This window comes from Hirschia maritima DSM 19733 (assembly GCF_000378345.1).
Lineage (GTDB): Bacteria > Pseudomonadota > Alphaproteobacteria > Caulobacterales > Hyphomonadaceae > Hirschia > Hirschia maritima.
The window spans coordinates 138,008-160,143 of the sequence record NZ_KB899548.1 but is presented as its reverse complement, the minus strand read 5'-3'; the positions used below and the strand labels follow the sequence as shown (position 1 = coordinate 160,143).

The 22,136-nt window shown below is 44.9% G+C and carries 22 protein-coding genes; 10 read left to right on the top strand and 12 right to left on the bottom strand.

Features of this window, described 5'->3' with window-relative positions; translation table 11 throughout:
• Positions 1-132: 132 nt before the first annotated feature.
• Positions 133-990 carry a delta-class carbonic anhydrase gene (locus F551_RS0113985; protein ID WP_018998145.1) on the bottom strand — a complete coding sequence of 286 codons (858 nt, stop codon included), beginning with the start codon at positions 988-990 and terminating at the stop codon, positions 133-135.
• Between the two features lie 76 nt (positions 991-1,066).
• Entirely contained in the window at positions 1,067-1,783 is a 717-nt protein-coding gene (locus F551_RS0113980; RefSeq protein ID WP_018998144.1) for a hypothetical protein, read from the bottom strand.
• Positions 1,784-1,933: 150 nt separating this feature from the next.
• Between F551_RS0113980 and F551_RS0113975 the strand changes: the two genes are divergently transcribed.
• The gene (locus F551_RS0113975; RefSeq protein WP_018998143.1) at positions 1,934-2,683 is read left to right on the top strand and encodes a sulfite exporter TauE/SafE family protein; all 750 of its coding nucleotides are present in this window, start codon (positions 1,934-1,936) and stop codon (positions 2,681-2,683) included.
• Here the strand turns inward: F551_RS0113975 and F551_RS0113970 are convergent, their stop codons facing one another.
• Positions 2,684-3,127, bottom strand: coding sequence for a nucleoside deaminase (locus tag F551_RS0113970; protein WP_169334144.1), 444 nt, complete (start codon positions 3,125-3,127; stop codon positions 2,684-2,686). It abuts the gene before it with no gap.
• A 74-nt stretch (positions 3,128-3,201) separates the two neighbouring features.
• Here F551_RS0113970 and rsmD point away from each other — a divergent pair, with 74 nt between their 5' ends.
• The 4 genes from rsmD to F551_RS0113950 all read left to right on the top strand — a co-directional run bounded on the left by rsmD (position 3,202) and on the right by F551_RS0113950 (position 6,535).
• Positions 3,202-3,768, top strand: a complete 567-nt coding sequence (gene rsmD / locus F551_RS0113965) for a 16S rRNA (guanine(966)-N(2))-methyltransferase RsmD (RefSeq protein ID WP_018998141.1) — start codon at positions 3,202-3,204, stop codon at positions 3,766-3,768.
• A gap of 251 nt (positions 3,769-4,019) precedes the next feature.
• On the top strand, positions 4,020-4,514 hold the full coding sequence (locus tag F551_RS0113960; protein ID WP_155826054.1) for a hypothetical protein: 495 nt from the start codon (positions 4,020-4,022) through the stop codon (positions 4,512-4,514).
• On the top strand, positions 4,515-5,474 hold the full coding sequence (locus F551_RS0113955) for a hypothetical protein (RefSeq protein ID WP_018998139.1): 960 nt from the start codon (positions 4,515-4,517) through the stop codon (positions 5,472-5,474). It abuts the gene before it with no gap.
• A gap of 89 nt (positions 5,475-5,563) precedes the next feature.
• A complete protein-coding gene (locus tag F551_RS0113950; protein WP_018998138.1) occupies positions 5,564-6,535 on the top strand; it encodes a bifunctional helix-turn-helix transcriptional regulator/GNAT family N-acetyltransferase in 972 nt (323 codons plus the stop codon).
• 97 nt (positions 6,536-6,632) lie between these two features.
• On the opposite strand, the gene lysM is transcribed toward F551_RS0113950, so the two are convergent.
• On the bottom strand, positions 6,633-7,073 hold the full coding sequence (lysM, locus tag F551_RS0113945) for a peptidoglycan-binding protein LysM (RefSeq protein WP_018998137.1): 441 nt from the start codon (positions 7,071-7,073) through the stop codon (positions 6,633-6,635).
• A gap of 108 nt (positions 7,074-7,181) precedes the next feature.
• On the opposite strand from lysM, the gene rnhB reads away from it, so the two are divergent.
• The 3 genes from rnhB (at position 7,182) to F551_RS0113930 (ending at position 11,977) form a co-directional block, all read left to right on the top strand.
• Positions 7,182-7,778: a ribonuclease HII gene (gene rnhB, locus F551_RS0113940; protein WP_018998136.1), complete on the top strand. Its 597-nt coding sequence runs from the start codon at positions 7,182-7,184 to the stop codon at positions 7,776-7,778.
• A gap of 174 nt (positions 7,779-7,952) precedes the next feature.
• Positions 7,953-10,817 carry a TonB-dependent receptor gene (locus tag F551_RS0113935; RefSeq protein WP_081621194.1) on the top strand — a complete coding sequence of 955 codons (2,865 nt, stop codon included), beginning with the start codon at positions 7,953-7,955 and terminating at the stop codon, positions 10,815-10,817.
• 95 nt (positions 10,818-10,912) lie between these two features.
• Entirely contained in the window at positions 10,913-11,977 is a 1,065-nt protein-coding gene (locus tag F551_RS0113930; RefSeq protein ID WP_018998134.1) for a phytase, read from the top strand.
• Between the two features lie 54 nt (positions 11,978-12,031).
• Here F551_RS0113930 and F551_RS0113925 read toward each other — a convergent pair whose 3' ends face one another.
• The 8 genes from F551_RS0113925 to F551_RS0113890 all read right to left on the bottom strand — a co-directional run bounded on the left by F551_RS0113925 (position 12,032) and on the right by F551_RS0113890 (position 20,803).
• Entirely contained in the window at positions 12,032-12,532 is a 501-nt protein-coding gene (locus tag F551_RS0113925) for a GyrI-like domain-containing protein (protein WP_018998133.1), read from the bottom strand.
• Entirely contained in the window at positions 12,532-14,508 is a 1,977-nt protein-coding gene (gene mutL, locus F551_RS0113920) for a DNA mismatch repair endonuclease MutL (protein ID WP_018998132.1), read from the bottom strand. Before mutL ends, F551_RS0113925 begins: the two co-directional genes overlap by 1 nt.
• An 84-nt stretch (positions 14,509-14,592) precedes the next feature.
• Positions 14,593-14,796 (bottom strand): DUF1737 domain-containing protein, encoded by a 204-nt coding sequence (locus F551_RS0113915; protein WP_018998131.1) that lies wholly within the window; start codon positions 14,794-14,796, stop codon positions 14,593-14,595.
• A gap of 112 nt (positions 14,797-14,908) precedes the next feature.
• Positions 14,909-15,424: a DUF3035 domain-containing protein gene (locus F551_RS0113910; RefSeq protein WP_018998130.1), complete on the bottom strand. Its 516-nt coding sequence runs from the start codon at positions 15,422-15,424 to the stop codon at positions 14,909-14,911.
• A gap of 111 nt (positions 15,425-15,535) precedes the next feature.
• Positions 15,536-16,132, bottom strand: a complete 597-nt coding sequence (locus tag F551_RS0113905; protein WP_018998129.1) for a signal peptidase II — start codon at positions 16,130-16,132, stop codon at positions 15,536-15,538.
• Between the two features lie 25 nt (positions 16,133-16,157).
• Positions 16,158-19,109, bottom strand: coding sequence for an isoleucine--tRNA ligase (ileS, locus tag F551_RS0113900; RefSeq protein WP_018998128.1), 2,952 nt, complete (start codon positions 19,107-19,109; stop codon positions 16,158-16,160).
• A gap of 250 nt (positions 19,110-19,359) precedes the next feature.
• A complete protein-coding gene (locus tag F551_RS0113895) occupies positions 19,360-20,334 on the bottom strand; it encodes a bifunctional riboflavin kinase/FAD synthetase (protein WP_018998127.1) in 975 nt (324 codons plus the stop codon).
• Positions 20,335-20,374: 40 nt separating this feature from the next.
• On the bottom strand, positions 20,375-20,803 hold the full coding sequence (locus F551_RS0113890; RefSeq protein WP_018998126.1) for a MaoC family dehydratase: 429 nt from the start codon (positions 20,801-20,803) through the stop codon (positions 20,375-20,377).
• A 149-nt stretch (positions 20,804-20,952) separates the two neighbouring features.
• Between F551_RS0113890 and F551_RS0113885 the strand changes: the two genes are divergently transcribed.
• A complete protein-coding gene (locus F551_RS0113885; protein WP_018998125.1) occupies positions 20,953-21,339 on the top strand; it encodes a response regulator in 387 nt (128 codons plus the stop codon).
• Positions 21,340-21,379: 40 nt separating this feature from the next.
• Positions 21,380-22,063, top strand: a complete 684-nt coding sequence (locus tag F551_RS0113880; protein WP_018998124.1) for a protein phosphatase CheZ — start codon at positions 21,380-21,382, stop codon at positions 22,061-22,063.
• The last annotated feature ends 73 nt before the right edge of the window (positions 22,064-22,136 follow it).

The window sequence follows — 22,136 nt, the reverse complement described above, 5'->3', positions numbered from 1 at the left end:
ATAGTAACTGAATTTTCAAGAGGAATGCCCATAGCAAATAACATGCATTTGCTCAAGCAAAGGATCATACAGTGCAACTGATAAAGAAATGCGGAGCTCAATCTGCGCCCCGCATCAATCAGTTCTATGACATTACTCGATTTGAGAAAGAAGCTCTGGTGCAGTCACCAATTGACGAACACCGTGTGACTTTGTCTCATTGAAGACATTTCCACTCTCTGCCCATGCATGCAGTGAATTGATGTCCAATTTCGCACACTCAGGGCGAACATTCCAGGTTACTTGTGCTGGAGAACACTTAGCTTGTGTATAGCTTGGGCCAGTTGTTGACCCCAAGAAATTCACAGGAGTACCAGTGTCAGATGGGATAGACTTGGCTTGGTGCAATCCATCTACAACATTTCCACTATAGGTCATGTCCATGAAATTTAGTGCGTTCTCATCATTTACCACGAGGAATGTTTGAGCTTCCACACGTAATACTGGATCAGTACAACCTTCTGGAACACATGCACCTAGGCCCTCACCAGGCGTTGCATCACAACTAGTGTGAACCCAATGCACTTCAATTGTCTGACCAGATTTAACGCCTTTAAACGCGCCTTCAGATGGAGATAGTTCTGCTTCCGTTAAATCTGCTGTGCCATTACATGCGTAACCACCGTGATCGGACGCGTCGACAAAAACACTAAAGCCCGGACCTTTGTGTTCGGCATTTGTGTGAGTGTGAATATTACACAAGTTCATTTCAGACGCAGATGGAGCCTTCGAAAAAGTAACCGTGTTCAAACCAGTAAGAGAAGAAATATCGCGCGGTGTCTGAGGTCCTGCCCCAACACAAAGCTCTTCAGAAGCTGCCACTTCTTCCACGGCTTCTGCTTCGGACTTAACAACGTCTTTTGTCTGATCATTGTCTGTGGCCTGGTTATCATTTTGACAACCAGCAGCCAAACCAGCAGCTAATACCGATACAAATAATATGTTTTTCATATTCTCTCTCCCACAAAACCAACTTGATGAATCAAGTATTTACCTTGTACGATGTTTATCTGACAACAGATCAAAACTAAAATTTTCGTGAGAACCAGAGCTTTAAGTTCGTATCCGGCGCAGCATCCGAAACACCCGTCAGTATTCCTGTATAGACACTCCACTTTTCTTCGAATGGAATATTCGCGAAAATGCCGAATTGATGGTTTTGATCGTTGAAACTACCAAAATTTTCACTCGATCCATAACCGTTATGAAACTCGGCACCAATACCAATTGAATTAGGTAGTTTATATGTCAAGCTGGTTCGCGTTTGTACAAATATGCCATCACGCGCACCTGCTCCAACATCTTTGGAAGTCATAACTATTGCTCGCAGACTTAAATCATCAGAAAGAGCAAACTGATTCATCCAGTGTGCATTAAAGGCATTTGGCCGACTATCTGAACGCGCTCTTGCATCAAAGCGAACTCCCGTTTGCCAATGCGCGGCAATGTTGGGCAATTGCCAAAAAACAATTGCATCAACAAAATTCAAATCTAAATCGCTGTCATTGGTTTTTCTGGTTTGAACTGAGGCCCTTACCAAAATATCATCATTTAGAGACTGTTGATAATGAACACGCGTCGCCATCTGTTCACTATCGGGATCAATACCTAACCGTATTTGAGCAGATTTATGTCCAGCATTTACGACAGGACCAAAAACGCCTCCAACAGATTGAGCAAAAGCCGTGGGTTCCGCTAAACCGAGCAATACAGCCCCGACTATTGACCCTTTGATTACGTTCATTCCATCTTCCAATTTTACATTCTACCATTGAGAGCGCACTAACCGCCCACTCAAATGATATATCTTTTACGCAAGCTTACCATAGGTTAGATCGACAAAAATCTATCTAGTCTTTAACTCATATCCCAACATTCAGCGGAAGGATTCTCGATGGCGCTATCTGTATCACTGATAATTCTTGCAGCAACGCTGATCACCGCCTTCATTTCTGGTATATTCGGAATGGCTGGTGGTATGATTTTAATGGCCGTCTTATTGAGTGTTACAAGCATTGCTCAAGCCATGATCATTCATGGCGTCATCCAAATGGTCTCAAATGGATGGCGTGCTTACCTATTACGGTCACATGTGCATTGGCCTGTTATCAAGCGATACAGTATTGGTGCAATAGCTGCGGTCGGCGCGCTAAGCCTGATTGCTCTCACCCCTGATAAACGCACCATATATTTCATTTTGGGATGCCTTTGCTTTTTGGTCTGGATACCTAAACATTGGTTCCATCTTGATATCACGCGACCAAAGGAATGCTATGTAGCTGGTTTCATCGTTTGTGGTCTAAACACGATTGTTGGTGTGGTCGGGCCTCTTTTTGAGCTTTTCCTCGTACAAACAAAACTATCCAGGCAGGAAATGGTAGCGACAAAATCAGCCACGCAGATGATTGCTCATACTGTGAAAGTCTTCTTCTGGACTGGTCCTGCCCTCATGGCCTTGAACAATCAGTCATTCACTCCGACACTGTGGGTCTTAATCGTTGCCATTCCATGTTCCATGATGGGCACATGGCTAGGTGGCCTTGTACTTCACCGCATGAGTGACGTAAATTTCAAACGCTGGATGAAATGGATCGTCACCACAATTGGTGTCGTTTTCATTCTTCGTGCATTGGGCGTTATGTAATTATTTCTTGCGGCGCGACTTAAAAAAATCCTTGAGCAATTGGCCAGCCTCTTCAGCGCAATCTAAATCCTGCTCCCATTCGGGCCGCCAGTGACATGTGGGCTGTTCAAAGAATTTAGGTCCGTTCTTAATGGCCCCGCCTTTTATATCTTCTGCCGCAAACACCACTTTACCCAATCGCGCAAAACTAATGGCACCCGAGCACATCACACATGGCTCCAAGGTTACATAAAGCTCAAACTCAGGAAGACGATAATTCTCGACAGACGCGCAAGCCGCACGAATAGCAACAATCTCAGCATGCGCAGTTGGATCATGTCCCTCTATCGGGCCATTGCACCCCTCACCAACTATCTGCCCAGATGATGGATCAACCACCACAGCGCCCACAGGCACTTCACCTGCGTCTGCTGCTTGCTTTGCCAATTCCATTGCACGGGCCATAAATGACATTTGTTTAGCCTCTTTCATAAATTGCCCATTTCCAAATCACATCTGACAATGCTAACGCAAGTCTTATGAGAATTGTTAGCGGAAAACTTAAAGGTCGCGCCATCATCACACCGGAAGGTCGCGACACTCGTCCCACGTCTGATAGAGCACGTGAGGCTATTTTCAACATATTAGCACATGCGGAATGGGCCCCCCCAATTGAAGGTCGACGCGTGATAGATCTTTATGCCGGCTCTGGCGCGCTGGGGTTTGAAGCCCTTTCGCGCGGGGCTAGCTATTGCCTATTTGTCGAAACCCATGTGAAAGCACGCGGCGTCATACGTGAAAATATCGACAAATTTTCGCAATTTGGCACCACACGCATTCACCGTCGCTCAGCCGTTGATCTTGGTAAACGCCCTGCCGGCGCGGGTGAAAAATATGACATTGCGTTTATGGACCCGCCATATGGCTATGATCTTGTTGATCCGGCCATATCTGAACTTATAAAAGGAGATTGGCTCACTGATGATGCGATTATCGTGGCCGAAGTCTCCAAAGATGATCCAGAACCAAAATTTACAGGATGTGAAATCCTGCATGAAAAAAGCTATGGAGCCGCCCGTGTATACATGGCACGCATAGAACAATAGGATCGTTAGAAATGTTGAGAAATAGTATTTTTGCGATCATATATATGTTGACGTGTTTCACTCAATTAGCATGCTCTCAACAGTCCAATTCCGAACCTAAACAGAGCAAAGAAGAGCTTCTTAAGGAATACAACACGCAACTAGATGTGCCGGTTGATTTTATTCTTACATACCCTCAAACAGACAGGGAATTAACGCGCTTTTCTATCTCGAGTCAATTTATACGACCTGTAACTCTGGAAACAGTTGAGATGGTCAAATCAAATACATTAGATGCTTCATCTACTATCTACCTTCGAGGCATTTTGTTGGACAAAAAGATAGTCAAACCAATAGAAGCATTTGATGAAATTATTGAGGCGCAATTATCAATCACTCTTCATGCAAATCATGATAAATATGACCATTATATGAAGAGTGATTATGACTATTTATATAATCCAGATGCCAAGAAAAGACCCTCAGGAAAAGAAGTATATGGCTTGGTGGAAGCTCAAGATGAAGCAAATGCGAGCAAGAAAATTTTCTATATAGCCACAGATAGCGATTTTGAATGGCTGTTTTTTGATTGTCGCGGTGTTTCGAAAAATTATGTTGATTATGAATTTGGGAATGGGGCTTGTTTCGCCAAGTTTCGTATTGATGAAAATATAGCTATTAGCTTGGGATTTCCACATGCTTTGCTTGCTGAATGGCGGAACATAACAAAAGAAGTGGCGAATACTGTTAAGGGGTGGGAAAAATAGATGCCCTTCCGCCTGAAACGCTCCCAAGCAGATATAAAGCAAGCTTTGCTGGATCGCGGTGTGTCGGCGGAAGTTGCTGATTATGCACTAGACGAAGTTGAAGCTCCCCAAGCTTATGAGTTTATGACATGGCTTGTGGTTATGCTTTGGTTTGCAGGTATTTTTATCGGCGTACAATTTATTTGGCCAATAATGGTTGAATTCTCTAAAACCGCTGCTCACAACGCCGCAAAAACAACTGACGCCATTTTATTTGATTATAGCTTTGGCCCTGCACTCCTATTGGGAGCTGTTGCATGGGTATTTATCTGTCTTTCCATTCCCGGATTGGTTTTGGCGGCCAAACCAGAGCTCAGAAAGTCGCTCTTCACAGGATTAGTATCAGATAAAACAAATGGGTTCGTAGCCAAGCACTTCTTGAAGAAAGTAAATACCGAGGATGGTTCACGCCAACTTTCTCCCGAAGGCTTCATCAAAAGCTTTTTCTCGAAGGTCACCAGCTTTATGGAATGGCAAGCAATTTTACTGTCCCTGCTGACCGCTGGATTTGTTTATCTAGAGTTTCAAGCGCATACATTTGTATCCACCAAAGCTATCATTGAAGAAAACATCTTACCGTTTTTTCCTGCACAAACTCACAGTCTATCAAACGTATCTCATGTGGAATTGGGGTGCAATTACACCGATGAAGACATGAGCCATTTGAACTACACCATTCATTTTGAAGATGGTGCAAAAATAGATCTGGGAACCAATTTCGCAGTCTCTGGGAAATGGATAGATCAGGCCGAGAAGATAGATACAATTCTTGTGTCGCAAAACACTGAGTTTAAACGTTGGACTTGGCCGGGACGCACCTCCCTTCATCCTAAGTGCATTGATCGCTACGCCGCCAAATTTGGTGCCAATGGCTATGACCGCGTCAATCAGTTACTCCGCGTCGATCAACAACTCAAATAATCCTTACAAGCTATTTTCATTCTTCAACTTGCACATTTATATAACATGTTATATTTATATGCGTAAGCATATTTTTGAGGGGATGAATCATGGCACACGACATTCTTGAAGAATCCGGATATCTGGCTTTGGGCAGCCGATTGAAACGCTTAGCTGAACGTCTTCAAGCCGACGCAGCCAAACTCCACGAAATGCACGGTTTCAATATTCAGCCAAGCCAATTTCCTATGGTAAAAGCACTTGATGCTTATGGTTCGCTAACAGTCGCGCAAGCTGTTGATGCATTGGGCGTTAGCCAACCAGCTGTCACACGAACACTCAATTCACTTGTTCAATCAGGCATCGCGCAAACGCGGCCCGATGAACAGGATCAACGCGTAAAATGGATTGAACTCACTCCCAAAGGTGCTGAAGTTCTAGAAAGCATGAGAAACGATTTATGGCCGATGGTTCAAGAAGCGGCAAAAGAAGCAAGCTCATTCCCTACTGGTTCCTCGCCAGCCAGTTTGTTAGATGCGCTATCACGCTTGGAACAAAACCTTTCAGAATCATCCCTTGAACAACGCGTCACTGACAAACTAAACGGTCAGAATGTCGAGATTTTAGATTTCTCCGGCGAATTGGCTCAAGACTTCTACGACATCACTCAAGAATGGGTGTCGGATATGTTCAAGCTTGAAAAGAACGACATAGAGATTATCGAAAACCCTCAAAAACTGATTATTGATCGAGGTGGCATCATCCTGTTTGCCAAGACACCAAAACTTGGTGTTGTTGGTACATGTGCACTTATCAAAATAGAAGAAGGTGTTTTCGAACTCACAAAAATGGGCGTGAGGGATTCTGCACGCGGGCTTAAAATCGGTGAAAAACTACTTCAGGCAACTATTGCACGCGCACGCGAAATGAAAATTCGCAGTATGTATTTGCTTACAAATAAAAAATGTGAAGCAGCAATCCACCTTTACGAAAAGAATGGCTTTATTCACGACAGATATATTTTGAATAAGTACGCAGCCCGATATGAACGTTGTAACGTAGCTATGTCTTACCGTTTCTAGTTCAGTTTTATAGAATTTGGCATTCTTTCATGACGCCAAATATTCCCAACTAAAACGCCAGTTTCACTTGTGAAACTGGCGTCTTTTTCGACTAGGTTTATGCTTTCGTAGGTAGAGCAGGTATTCGCAAAACCTGGCCTGGGTAAATTTTGTCAGGATGTGTAAGCATTGGTTTATTCGCCTCAAAGATCATTGGGTACGTCATGGCATCGCCATACATTTCTTTGGCAATTTTGCTCAGCGTATCGCCTCTTTCAACGGTATATGTACGGGTCGAAGATACTTCCATTTTATCTTCAACGGCGTCCACACCTTCAACATTTCCAGCGACAAGAATTAGTTTTTCTTTTTCTTCTTGAGACAATGCCTTACCAGTTAGAACAACTTTATCGCCTTCAACCGCAACTTCAACTTCATCTGTCTTGAAGCCATGTTGTTCCATCTCATTTTTCAGATTTTTAGCGTCTTCGTCTTTGTCTTTACCAAAGCCAATTTTCGCACCAGCATCTTTAGCAAATTTTACAATACTTCCGAACATAGAAAAGCCCCTTCATTCTATAATACACATTCCTATTTACCATAGGGAATATGAATATAGCAAAACAACTTATTGCACTCACAAGGCGACTCATTTCATGCAATCCAAATGGAAAAACATCAGATCATTTGCGGCATAGACGAAGCAGGACGAGGCCCTTGGGCAGGTCCGGTATGTGCAGGTGCTGTCATCCTTGATCTAAACAATCCCATCGATGGATTGAATGATTCTAAGAAGCTCTCAGAAAAAAAACGCAACGCCCTACTTCCGCTAATAAAGGAAAAAGCTCTCGCTTGGTCTATTGGTTGGGCAAGCCCTCAAGAAATTGACGAATTGAATATTCGTCAGGCAAATCATCTTGCGATGAAACGCGCTTTTGACGGCTTATCGATTGCCCCATCATTGGCGCTAGTCGATGGAAATGATGCACCTCCGCTAGCTTGCAAAGTAGAAACGCTCATAGGCGGAGATGGCATTGAGGCTTGTATATCCGCTGCTTCAATTTTAGCTAAAACAGCTCGTGATGCTAAAATGATTGAGTATGATGAGGCATTTCCAGAATATGGTTTTGCCAAACACAAAGGATATGGCGTCAAAGCCCATTCAGAAGCTCTCAACAGATTAGGCCCCTGCTCGATACATCGTATGAGCTTTAAACCAGTTGCCAAAGCTGTTCACCAACATCGAGACAAAGCCCCCCTATAAACTGTGACGCAAAAAACACTACGTTTGGGTACATCAAACACAAACGGCAAGTGTCATTGTCAGTTCACAAAAGCGTTATCTCATCGTCACAAAAAATCGGCATGCCGTGCGGGAGTAAAATTCTGGAGCTGAATCATCAGCCCTCCAATACCTCTCCAAGGAGATTACGGGATCATGTCGAACCGTTTGAAAAACACTTTAATGCGTACAAGTTTGATTACAGCTGTACTGGGTTTAGCTACACCATCAGCCATTGCTGCAGTGGTCGAAGGAAAAGTCACAGCAGGTGGAGCTCCTGTTGAAGGCGCAATAATCACAACACAAAACGGTTTTTCAACTGCAACTGATTCAGATGGCACATACCGCTTTGATCGCCTATCCGAAGGTGAGCACACTCTAACTGTGACTTATGTTGGTACCGAGAGCAAATCAGCTACAATCACAACTTTCGACGCCACTCCAACGACATTCAACTTCACACTTGGTGACGACGAACGTGTGATGGAGAAAACACTTGTTGTAGGTCAACGCGGCTCTCTATTTGCAGGAATCAACCAGCAACGCGCTGCAGACAATCTTATCTCAGTTCTTTCAGCTGACGCTCTTGGCCAATTTCCAGACCAAAATGTTGCTGAAAGCGCTCGCCGCATCGCTGGTATCTCTGTTGCAAACGACCAAGGTGAAGGTCGCTTTGTCAACATTCGTGGACTTGATTCAGGTTTGAACCTAACATCCGTTAATGGCGTAAACATCCCTGCTCCTGAAGCTGAAACACGCGCAGTTGCACTTGATGTCATTGACGCGGACATCCTTGAAAGCATCACAATCTCCAAGTCTAAAACGCCAGACATGGATGGTGAAGGTCTTGGTGGAACTATCGACATCAAGACAATGTCTGCTTTTGATAAAGATGGACTATTCATTAAAGCCAAAGTTGACGGAATTTACTCTGAAAGCTCAGAAGAACTTACACCGAAAGTCTCTCTTACGGCTTCCCAAACGTTCCTAAACGACATATTGGGTGTGGCTGGTTCTATCGCATACAACAAGCGTGACTTCATCACAAACAATGTTGAAGGTGATGGTTGGGTATTCGACGATGGCGTTCTTTACCCAGAAGAATTAGAACTTCGTTTCTACGAAATCGAACGCGAGCGCATCTCGGGTGCACTAAACTTTGACTACCGCTTAGGCAACAACACTGAGCTTTACCTTCGTACTTTGTATAACACGTTTGACGACCAAGAAATTCGTCACCGTACAGAACTAAAAGCAAATGATGGTGATGTTGACACCCAATTATTATTCGCAAACGGCATTGCAACTTTCTCTGCTGGTCCAGAAGACTTCGACGCAGTAGAGGATGAAGAAGCGGTAATCGAAATCGACCGCGACATCAAAAACCGCCAAGAGACTCAACAAATTTGGTCAACTCAGCTTGGTGGTTCTACAGTTTGGGATAGATACACATTTGATTATCAAGTCGCCTACTCTCATGCTGAAGAAGAAGAGCCAGGTCGTTTGGACATAGACTTCCGCGAAAAGCTGAAAGGTGGAGACGACGAAACTTTCTCACTTGCTTATGACCTAAGTGATACTTCACTTCCAACTATCGCTTCCGCAAGCTCTGAAATCTATGATGCATCTAATTTCGAATTTGATGGTGCAGAAACAACTGATGGTTTGTCTGAAGAGAGCGAGTTTGCTGCACGTTTAGATCTTCGTCGTGATGGAAATGTGTTCGGCGTACCTGGCTTTGTTAAAGGTGGAGCTAAAGTTCGTATTCGCGACAAACAGACAAATGTTGCTTTCAAAGCATTTGATGGGTTTGACGATGGAAGCGACGAAGACCTAACACTTGCTCAATTTGAATCTGCTCCGGCTCACACACTTGAAAACTTTGGCCCATCTGGACAGCCAGGTCTTCTTAGAAACTTCTTCGATGCAAACTTCGCTAGCTTTGAAGAGGATGCTGAAGGCACAGCTATCGGATCGTTCGCTGGTCGGTTTAAAGCATTTGAGAACATTTATGCTGGCTACCTAATGGCTCAAATGGATTTCGGTAGCGCGCTGGTAACTTATGGTGCGCGTGTAGAAGCGACCGACTTTAACGGTAAAGGCTTCTTCACTGGTGTTGGACACGATGGGGAGTTTAATCTGGGTGGCGGTGTTGAAGCCGACTACTTATCAGATCGCAACACTTACGTTGATTTCCTACCAAGCTTGAACGCCAAATTTGACATCAACAAAAACCTCGTTGCTCGTGCAGCGTATTATGCTTCGATTGCTCGTCCAAGCTTAAAGCAAGCAACACCCGCAACAGAGTTTGAAAATGATGATGGCGAGCTAAAAGCTGACTTTATCGGCAATCCAGACTTAGACCGTCAACAAGCTCACAATTTCGACGCCGCTCTTGAGTTCTATCCTTCAAATACTGGTGTACTTTCTGTTGGTTTCTTCATGAAAGACATTGAAAAGCCAATCGCTGAAATCGTATCTGAAAACTACACAGCTTTTGGTTTGACTTTTGAAGAAGCTACACGCCGTGAAAACCTAGATGATGCTTCTGTTGTTGGTCTGGAGTTTAACTACCAACAATCATTTGAAGACATTCTTCCAGGTGCGCTTAGTGGTTTAATTCTTGGTGCGAACTACACACTATTGGACAGCCAAACAACTTACACCAACGAAGATGGAACAACTCGTTCAATTCCTCTTCCAAAAACTTCCGACAACATCGGAAACATAGTCATTGGTTATGACAAATACGGCTTAGATCTTCGTGCTGCGGTATCGTACCGCAGTGAATACTTAGACGAGATTTTCTCCGATGGCGCTGACCGCTACTACAAAGGTCGCTACCAACTTGATCTGACTGGTAAATATGCCGTGACAGATAACTTCAAAATTGTTGGTGAAGTCAGCAACATCACAGATGAGCCAGAGCACGCAGTGTTCAAAACACCTTATGGTGCAGCTCTTTCTCAATATGATGAGTATGGTTACACAGCCAAGCTTGGTGTGCGTTACACATACTAGTCTTACCTAAGTATTGCCAAATCTGGCCCACTAGTCACATTGGCTGGTGGGTCATTTTACTTTTCCATCTCGTCAAAATCGTATCGGAAAATCAAATGAAAATGAGAACTTCAATTCTTGCAGGTTCAGCTCTTCTGGCTATCGCGAGCTGTGCCACTGCTCCCCAATATGCATCTAATGAGGAACTGGGTGTCGCGTCCGTTTCAGCATTTGCTGAGACACCAGCTGTAGAAACAAATGAAGATGCAGCCGATGATCCTGCCATATGGGTGAACCCAAATGATCCCTCTAAATCGCTCATTCTTGGCACGAACAAACAATCAGGCATTTATGTTTACGACTTATCAGGCGCACAAAAACAGTTCTTGCCAGTTGGGCGTGTCAATAATGTTGATGTGCGCTCCGTCAATATAAATGGGGACGAGCGTCACATTGCAGCTGCCTCAAACCGGACTGCTAACACAATTACTGTCATGGAAATTGATGCAGAAACGACCGAGGTTAAAACCATTGGTGAGTTCCCCGTCAACGACCCGGAAGTGTATGGCTATTGTCTAGGTTTAGGTCAGGACGGCTCTCTTCTATCCTTTGTAAACACAAAATCTGCAAAGGTCTTCGTCCACCGCATTCATCTAGACACCTTCCGCGCGGAAGAAGTCGCAATTTGGTCATTTGGCAGCCAAATGGAAGGATGCGCCAATGATGATGACACCAACATCCTTTTCTTAGGTGAAGAAGAGCACGGCCTATGGCGTGTCATTCATGAAAACGGCGTTGAAATCAAACGAGAAATCATGGACACAATCGCAGACAATCAGGGTCTTGTTGCGGATGTTGAGGGTGTCGATATATGGGTTGGGCCGAATGATGAAGGCTATGTGATTGTGTCAGCTCAAGCTGCTGATCGCTATGTTGTATACAGCCGCACAGCACCGTATGAAAAAGTCGGCATCATCAACATCAAACCCAACGCAGACGGTACAGTTGATGGTGTTTCCCACACAGATGGTCTCACCGTTTCATCAGCATATCTAGGTGACAACCTTCCATCAGGCTTGTTGGTTGTTCAGGACGATGCCAACACAGAACCACGCGCAAATCAAAACTTCAAACTTGTTGATTGGCGCGAAGTAGAAAAAGCACTTGGATCAGCTCAATAACCAATTGAAAATATATTAAAAAGTCACGTAGGTATCGACCTGCGTGACTTAAAATTACTCTGTTTTGGGTATGATTTCAGGCTTAACCGGCACCCAAATATCAATCTCGCCTTCTGCTGTCTGTGCATTGTAGCGCTGATCATAAACTTCAAACTCAGGAGTCATTGCGAAAACTTCTACGATTTCCAGGCCCAAGCTTTTGGGATATTCAGCAAAAATCCAATTCCACGTATTTGCAATGTTGGCGACATCGCCTTCATGGGTCACAACAAGATAATTCTGATCGGGCACGACCATGCGATCAAAATCTTTATCCAAACCATCAAAACTCGTCACAGCGATACCAGCAAGATAATCGACGTCTCCGTCCGGATTACTTGCGCCTATCATACCGTAGCAAGCGTCTGTCACAGCATTTGAAACTTCGGATATCTGAGGACCAAATGCTCGCCAAAGTGCTGGAATACCTTCTATTTTTTCATTCCCGTCAAACTGTTTTCTAAGGCCAGCAACCTTAAAACCATCACGGCGTTCAAATCGGATCTTCGGTGTCATTATCTTCTTCCAAATAAGCGCTCAATGTCGGCGAGTTTAAGCTCCACATAAGTCGGTCGCCCATGATTACACTGTCCTGAATGGGGAGTATCTTCCATTTGCCGAAGAAGAGAATTCATTTCTTCTCCAGTTAAACGGCGCCCTGCTCGCACTGATCCGCGACACGCCATATTACCCATGACCTCTTCGAAATGCTCTTTCAAAGCAAGGCCCGCATCATATTCGACTAAATCATCAGCCAAATCTTTGATCAATCCCTGTGCATCCATTTCACCAAACAATGCAGGTGTTGCACGTACTGCAATGCAACCAACACCAAAAGGTTCTATCTCCAATCCCAACTCTTGCAATTCTTCTGCACGCGCTAGAACTCGCATTGCTTCATCTTCAGAAAGTTCAACAATTTCAGGTATTAACAAAGCTTGGCGTTTTACACCATCAAACTTCATTTGCTTCTTCATGCGTTCATAAACAAGACGCTCATGCGCTGCATGTTGATCAACAATGACGATGCCATCATCAGTTTGGGATACAATGTAGGTTTCATGCAATTGCGCCCGCGCGACGCCCAACGGAAAGCGGCTCAGCTCCCGTGCTTGCGGCGTTTCCATCTCATTGGGTTCGATGCGAGCAGACATATCTGCCGTGGCTTCAAAGGCACCTGACTGCCCCTCATAATGCGGCACTCCGCTTTCCTGAAAGCCAGCTCGTTGAGTTTCATTAATAGGCGGCCTCCAAGTTTCAGAACCAGAAGATCGTCCCATGGTAGATTGCAAAACACTTGTTCCAGCTTGATAAGCTGTAGCTTGAGAGGGTCCCGCCCCCTCGCTGCCTTCCATATGCAATTCTGCCTGTCGGGCTTGCGTTTCAGTTATGACACGGCCCAGAGCATCGCCTGCAACAGTAGTGGAAGCCCTATGCCCAGCAGCCGCCAAAGTGTGACGTAATGAGCCAATCAATAGACCGCGCACATTACCAGCATCTCGAAAACGTACTTCCGTTTTCGCTGGATGAACGTTCACATCCACCATCTCTGGATGCAAATCGACAAACAAGGCCGCCATTGGATGACGATCTCGCGCGAGGAAATCTTGATAGGCTGCACGGATCACACCTGTCAGCAATCTATCCTTCACCGGACGTCCATTTACAAACAAATATTGGTGCTGAGCATTCCCTCGATTGAGCGTTGGGAGTCCAGCAAAACCTGTAACGAAAACACCATCGCGCTCAGCATCAATCTCACATGCATTTTCGCGAAATTCTTTCCCCATAATTGCGCCAAGGCGCTTCAAGCGTGCTTCTTCAAAGGCACCTTGCTCAGGCGCAAGATTTATGACCTTCCTGCCATTAGATTCCAGCACAAAACCAATATCAGCATTCGCCATAGCCAGACGCTTCACAGTGTCGGTTAGCGCCATTGTTTCGGCACGCTCGGATTTCATAAATTTGAGACGCGCCGGAGTAGCGTAAAATAAGTCCCGAACTTCAATGCGGGTCCCACTTTCTGAAAGTCCTGTCCACGCTGCGGGCATTGGCCCTTCAACTACCCCTCCTTCAATGCGCAATTCATTTGCTTCATCAGCACCTTTTGCGCGGGACGTAATTGTCATCCGCGACACGGATCCGATGGATGGCAGCGCCTCTCCACGAAAACCCAAAGTGTGAATGTTTAAAAGGTCGATATGCCCTTCATCATCAGGTTGGAGCTTTGAAGTTGCATGACGCTCAATCGCGATTGGAAGTTCTTCAACTGTCATTCCTTTCCCGTCATCTTCAATGACCATTCGGGAAAGCCCGCCGCCCTCAATTAAAATACGAACATGCTTGGCACCTGCATCCAGTGCATTTTCTATCAGCTCTTTGGCCGCAGCTGCGGGCCGCTCAACTACTTCACCTGCCGCAATGCGATTCACGGCATCAGCTGGCAAACGACGAATGCAGGAAATTGGAGTATCTTTAATTAATTCAGACATAGCTAGAGCTTAACGCGCTAGATGATTCGCACCTAGCCCATAAGCTTCATTCAATAAGAGTAATTCTTAGTCTCGGCTGAATTCTCAATAATCCGACAATTTCATATCGGACTCATATTCGACGCCGGCGACTTCTTTTGTAATTGCCTGCGCACAAACAACAGTGCCATCAGGTTTACAGGTAACAGAAGGAGCTCCATTCAGCTCCCAGCCTTTATTCAATGCGGCTGTAATACGGTGGCAAAAAGCGCTGTCATCACCACCTGTAATCAATCGATAAAGCTTCACTGATTGATTCCTTTTAAAGTGCGAATGCTTTTAACTAGAGACAGAAAATAAGACTCTAAATAACAAACCATCAAATGACTGAAGATCAATTACAGAAATCCATCAGAACTCTTTACAGCCCTGGCAGTTTGCTCTCACCAGTTTTGCGTTCGATAACAACATCTCCACCGCCTGTAGCATTATCTATCAATTCTTTTTCAAGACGTTCTGCTTCATTTGTTGGGTTCAAAATTGTTGCTTTTTTGTCGTCGTTGAAAAACAAGATTTTGTCAGTCAGACTTTTGCTCTTCCGCAGTGTTCCAGTTGCATCAAAATCAACCTGAGCACGGATTTGAGGGTCAATCGCTTCAGCACCAGCTTTGCGAACTAATAGACGTTCACCCTCTGAAGCCTCAGATCCAATGCGCTCACCAAACAAAATAGCGCGCGCTTGATCATCAGACTGAAGTTCAATTGGAACCGCTTCACCTACAGCAGGTGGACGTAGATTGTATTCCGGAGGAACACTCAAAGGCGCTTTACGAACAACGCGAAATTCATCTGGAGCATTCGAACCGCCCGATGCACACCCTACGGCTGTCATCGCTGCCAAGCTAGCTGCAGTCATACCCAATACTGATTTTTTCATCTGTCACGCCTTTTAATACACGTCGTTTTCTAAGACCGAACCTAAACTTGATAGCTTTGGTTTCAAGCCTCAAATACACTTATATGCAGGTTAGCATTAATGCTAGCCCGATCAATCCTCTTTCGTGAGCAATTGATCAGCAATCAACAAAATTGCACCTAATGAAATTGCCATATCAGCAACATTGAACACATACGGGAACCCAAGCCCTAGCAATCCATCGCCATTGTAGAGGGTTTTATCTAGCCAAGCGAATGGTCCAGATTCTGCTCCGAAACGAATGCCAAACCATGGACCAGAGAAATCTAAAAAATCGACCACTGCTCCAAAACGCGCGCGGTCAATCATATTTCCAACGGCCCCGCCGATTACAAAAGCAAGAGACAATGCAGTCAACCAACGTTCGGCTTTCAACAACCAATTGGTAAAAGCAATGACGATCGCAAAGGTCACAGCAAACAGTATCCAACGGCCAATGCCTTCAGATTGCATCAATCCAAAGCTCATTCCATAATTCCACACCATGGAAAGATCAAAGCTTTGAGAAATCTCTATTTTTCCGCACTGAGGAATAGGTTGAAAGAGGCACCCTCGCGCATTGAAAACATCGTTTGCAAGGACCAATCCTTTAGTGATTTGATCCACAACGATTGAGAAAAGAGCAATTGGTCCTGCCCAGATCCAATATCTATTTTGCACCTGTATCATGCTCTTCCCTCAGATATTCCAACGCTTAAGCGCTTTTGTTCAGTTTTTCCCAAGCCATCACAGCTTTTGCGTCTCTTGGCGTAATGCCCGGGAAATCAGGCATAGCTGTGGCAGGATCGAAAATCTTCCATGATCTTGCACACTTAACACCTTCAGCCAATGCAGGAACAACCCCGACACCTTCAACTTCTTCCATTGTGAAGGCGTTTTCTGGTGCCGCATCAGATTTCAATACAACATCGGATGTGATGAAAATATCAGCTGCATTTTCACCATCAAAGGCGGCTAACAGATTTGCATCAGACACATAAACTTCTGGCGCAGCTTCCAATGAAGATCCAATACGCTTTTCGCGGCGCTCAATTTCAAGTGCACCAAGCACAACACGGCGAACCTTGAAAAGCTTTGCCCACTTCTCGGCCACTGCGGCATTTTTCCATGCCTCAGGAACTTCAGGGAATTGGCGCAAGTGAACCGAACCAGCTTCAGGGAAGCGAAGTCTCCACGCCTCTTCACATGTGAACACCATAATAGGTGCATACCAAGCAGTTAGGCACTTAAACAATTCATCCATCACAGTGCGGCAGGCGCGGCGACGAATATCATCTGGCGCATCACAATAAAGTGCATCTTTACGGATATCGAAATATACCGCCGATACATCATTATTTGTGAACACCTGAAGCTCTTTAAAAGCAGCTTGAAAATCATAAGCATCAAATGCCGCACGGATTTTAGCATCAACTTCGGTAAGTCGGTGCAACATCCATTGTTCTAGGCTTGGCATATCTTCAACAGCGACACGTTCATTATCTTCAAAGCCATGAAGCGCGCCAAGCAAATAACGCAATGTGTTGCGAAGCTTGCGATAGCTTTCAACATTGGCTGCTTGGACTTCTTTTCCGTAAGTTGGATCATCCGTACAGTCAGATGAAGCTACCCAGATGCGGATAATTTCAGCACCAACTGATTTGCTGATCTCTTCTGGCTCAATACCATTGCCTGATGATTTGGACATTTTCGTTCCATCATCAGCCAGTGTGAAGCCGTGTGTCAGAATGCCTTCATAAGGAGCACGTCCACGAGTCGCACAGCTCTCAAGCAAGGATGATTGGAACCAACCACGGTGCTGATCTGAACCTTCAAGATAAAGATCAGCTGGCCATTTTTTACCACGTTTTTCTAATGTGAATGAGTGAGTTGTTCCTGAGTCAAACCAGACATCCAAAATGTCGACGATTTTCTCATACTCTTCAGCATTGTATTTATCACCAAGGAAATCAGCGGCATCCGTGACAAACCAAGCGTCAGCTCCACCCTGCTCAACAGCTGCAACAACGCGGTCATTCACATCGCTATCGTTGAGAATTTCACCTGTTTCTTTGTTGACGAACAAAGTCAAAGGTACACCCCAAGCGCGTTGACGAGAGATCAACCAATCCGGACGTCCTTCCACCATGGACACAAGGCGCGCACGGCCTCGTTCTGGTGTAAACTGGGTTTCAGCAATCGCAGCCATTGCTTTATCGCGCAGCGTTTTGCCATTCTCATCCGCCTTATCCATCGGGATAAACCATTGCGGGGTCGCGCGGCGAATAACTGGTGCTTTTGAGCGCCAAGAGTGCGCATCACGCAAAGTCGTCATTCCACGGGCAAGTAGATTGCCCGCTTCAATAAGCTTATCCATCACGGCTTTGTTGGCTTTTCCATCCTGACCACGCTTTTTGCCGTCAATACGGATAACATCTAATCCTTCAAAGCCCGGGCATTCTTTTGTGTAGCAGCCAAAATCATCCAATGTTTCAGGAATGTCGGATGTGGAATACCCATTCGCCAACCAGACATTATAGTCGTCTTCACCATGAGATGGAGCCGTGTGTACAAAGCCTGTACCCGCGTCATCAGTTACATGATCACCAGCTATCAAAGGTACTGAGAAATCATAGCCACCTAAGTTAGCTTTTTCTAAAGGGTGCCTACAAGCAATTAATGCAAATGGGTCGATCTCTCTGACCTTTTTCCACTCTGCTGCTTTTGCCGCTTTAAACACGCTCTCTGCAAGTTTTTCTGCTAGAACCAACCTATCTCCTGGTGCGACCCAAGGAGTAAATGGCAAGTCCTCTTCCAGTGAAACACATTCATACAACCCGTATTCTATGTTTGGGTTATATGAAATTGCTCTATTGGCTGGGATTGTCCATGGAGTAGTTGTCCAAATGACTACGCTGGCATTTTTAAGATCATTTCGGAGATCCGTATCCAATTTCGGACCATCACCAATATTGACACCAGCCCAAGGAAACTTCACCCAAATAACATTCGCTTTGCGATCGTGATATTCCACTTCAGCTTCAGCAAGTGCAGTCTGCTCTACTGGAGACCACATAACCGGCTTTGACCCACGGCGCATTTGGCCGGACATGGCGACTTTCAGGAATTCTTCAACGATTGTCGCTTCAGAACCGTAATCCATTGTCAGGTATGGGTTATCCCAATCCCCGATTACACCTAGGCGTTTAAATTCATCACGCTGAATGCCGACCCATTTTTGGGCATATTCACGACAGGCCACACGGAAATCAGATGGATCAACATCGCGCTTTGCTTTGCCCTTTTGACGGAACTGTTCTTCAACTTTCCATTCAATGGGCAGACCGTGGCAATCCCAACCGGGAATGTAATCCGCATCAAACCCTGTCATTTGTTTTGTGCGGACAACAAGGTCTTTCAAAATCTTATTGAGTGCATGCCCTAAGTGAAGATGACCATTTGCATAAGGGGGCCCATCATGCAGCATAAATTCAGGACGACCTTTGGCATCTTCTCGTAGCGCTTCATAGAGGTTTTCACTGTCCCATTTTTCAAGCCATTTTGGCTCTGCTTTTGGCAACCCAGCCCGCATTGGGAAATCAGTTGTCGGTAAGAAAAGCGTTTCGCGGTAATCGCGGCCTTCAGGAGAATTTGTGTCGTTGGACATATTTTTTATCTTTTGAGAATTTAAAAGCAGAAGTTTGGTTAGCGAAATAACCCGGAACCGCTGTGTCGCACTTAAAACTGCGCCGTCTAGCGGACCGGGCCGATAATTCGACCTATAATGGCACCATCAATAAAAGCGCCTGCGCCTATGCGTATTATGTTCTGCATCATCATGCGCATTTCCATATCAGGCTAAATAGAATGAGGAAAGAGATAAGCTCTTCTCTCCTATCTTATTTTCGCGCGTTTTCTTAGATTAAAGGCTTATCGGCAACTGAAAGAATTTGTTTGGCTAAATCTGCGTCTTTGTTCATCTGCTCAACCAGAGCATTCATGTCGTCAAATTTTTCTTCTGGACGAAGATATTCAACAAAAGCAACTTCCAACTCTTTGTCATAAACATCATCATCGAAATCGAAGATATAGACTTCCAACAAAGGATCCCGCTCACCAGTTGTTGGAGTACGACCAAAATTTGCAACACCTTTACGCCAATCGCTTTCTCCAGCAATTTTTGTCCAGACAGCATAGATTCCATGTTTAGGGTGCTGATAATCAATCAGCTTCATATTGGCAGTTGGAAAACCAAGAGTGCGGCCTCGCTTTTCGCCATGTTCAACTATTGCTTCAATCACCCAATAGTCCTGCTTCAATAATTTGGCAGTCTTCATGTCACCTGCCGCAATTAATTCACGAATTTGCGTCGAAGAAGTCTTCAACACCTCCCCCTCGACATCAATCGCGGCACCTTGAGAAATTATTTTTTGGGCAACAAAAACATCGAAGCCGAATTTGTCGCCCAGAGCCTGAAGCGTATCAGTGTTCCCCATTCTCTTTTTACCAAAGCAAAAATCAAATCCAACAGAAACTGCTGAAACACCTAATCCCTTAACCAGAACTTGCTCGACGAACTCTGAATCCGTTCTATTTGCCATTTCTGCGTCGAAAGGTAGCGCCCAAACTATGTCTACACCGGCATTTTTTAAAATTTTAATGCGCCTTTTTAGGCTCATGATTCGTTTTGATGGTGAATCAGGTCTAAAAAAATTAAACGGAGTAGGGTCAAACATTAACACTCCAAGAGGTGTGTTTCTGGCGTTACACTCCTCTTTCAACTGCCGAATGACTCCAAGATGGCCTAAATGTAGGCCATCGAAATTTCCAATTGCAATGCCCGCTCCCCGAACATCATCGGGCAGATTTTCAAAGGTATGAAACAATTTCATTACGGGCTGCCAATCATCTTTATACGAATGATCTAGAAATTTATTTTTTTTCTGAAGATGGGACCATGACTTTGGCTTCACCCTGAATGACAGCTTTGCCATCCACAGAACATTTCACTGCCAAAGTCACACGATTACCACGCGGTTGCATTTCAGAAACTTCCGCTCTTACCAATACCTTAGAGCCGATTTTAACTGGTCGCTTAAAACGCATATTCATATCTGTGAAGATAGCGCCCGGCCCTGGCAAATCATTTCCAAGGATCGCAGAAATGTATGAAGCAGTCAGCGCACCATGCGCGACACGCGTTCCAAAAACTGTCGTTTTTGCATATTCCTCATCGACGTGAAGCGGATTAAAATCACCAGATATTTTGGCAAAATCCATAACATCCTGCTCTGTAACAGTGTGTTCCGTTTCGTGACTCATGCCGATTTCAAGTTCTTCGTAAGTCTTACCTGGTTTCATCTCAATTACTCCAATTCACCCCGCTAACCTACTTCCAAGAAGGTTAACGTAAATTCGTGAAATCTCTATTTCCTTTCACGGTTTATTTGCCTTGTTTGGATATGACTAGTCCCAACAGACAAAGTTTAGCCGCCCTAAAGGAGATTCCCATGGCTGTCGATATGTCGATGCCCGTTCTGGTCGTGGACGACTATAAAACGATGATTCGCATCATCACTAACCTTCTCAAGCAACTTGGCTTCGAGAACATTGAAGATGCTGCAGACGGCAAAGAAGCTTTTGCCAAAATGCAAAACAACAATTATGGCCTCGTCATCTCAGACTGGAACATGGAACCCATGACCGGCTATGAGCTGCTACGCGAAGTTCGCGCAGACGACAAGCTAAAAGCGACACCATTTATTATGGTTACCGCAGAATCTAAGACGGAAAACGTGATTGCCGCAAAAAAAGCCGGTGTAAACAACTACATTGTTAAGCCATTTAATGCTGCAACTCTAAAAGGCAAAATCACAGCTGTTCTTGGTGAGTTTTGATTTCCCTAGCGGGCAATAACCGATCTGGGAGGATTAGAATATGGTAGCCGCACCTACAGAAGTTGCTGATAAAGTTAAGGGCGCAATTACGTCTCTAAAAGAAAGCAATGTACGCGACCGCCCTTTGGTAGAAGTTCTCGAACTATCTCACCAATTGGCAGATGCAATGAAATTTTTCTTCGGGTCGCTCGATCAGACGATCCAAGGTGAATTTAAATATATCGCTGACTTCATTTCAAAGGCCAAAGATGAAATTTCAGACCTTTGTCCAAATGAAATCAGTGGTGAGCGCATCCCTGGTGCATCTCTAGAACTTGACGCAGTTGTTAAGGATACAGAGGAAGCGACAGAGACAATCATGACTGAAGCAGAAACTCTTATGTGTGCAGAGATCGATGATCCAGCCGCATATAAAGAGCAAGTTGATGCAGCCATGATGCGCATGATCGAAGCGTGTTCATTCCAAGACCTTACAGGTCAACGTGTGAACAAGGTTGTGACAACTCTTCGTCACATCGAAGAACGCGTTTCAGCATTCTCCGAAGCATTAGGGGTACAAGACAATGCTAGAGAAGAAACTGCTGAAGAGAAACGTGATCGTGAACAACTGCTAAATGGCCCCGCTATTGATGGCCCTGAAGTTGCTCAAGATGACATCGATGCTCTATTTGGTGACGCCGGAGACGACGTAAACCAAGACGACATCGACGCTCTGTTCGACTAAATCAAACCAAATTTATCTGAGTGTTCCAGTCATCTCTATTTTGCAGCGGCGAGCTGATATAGGGCTGGAATAC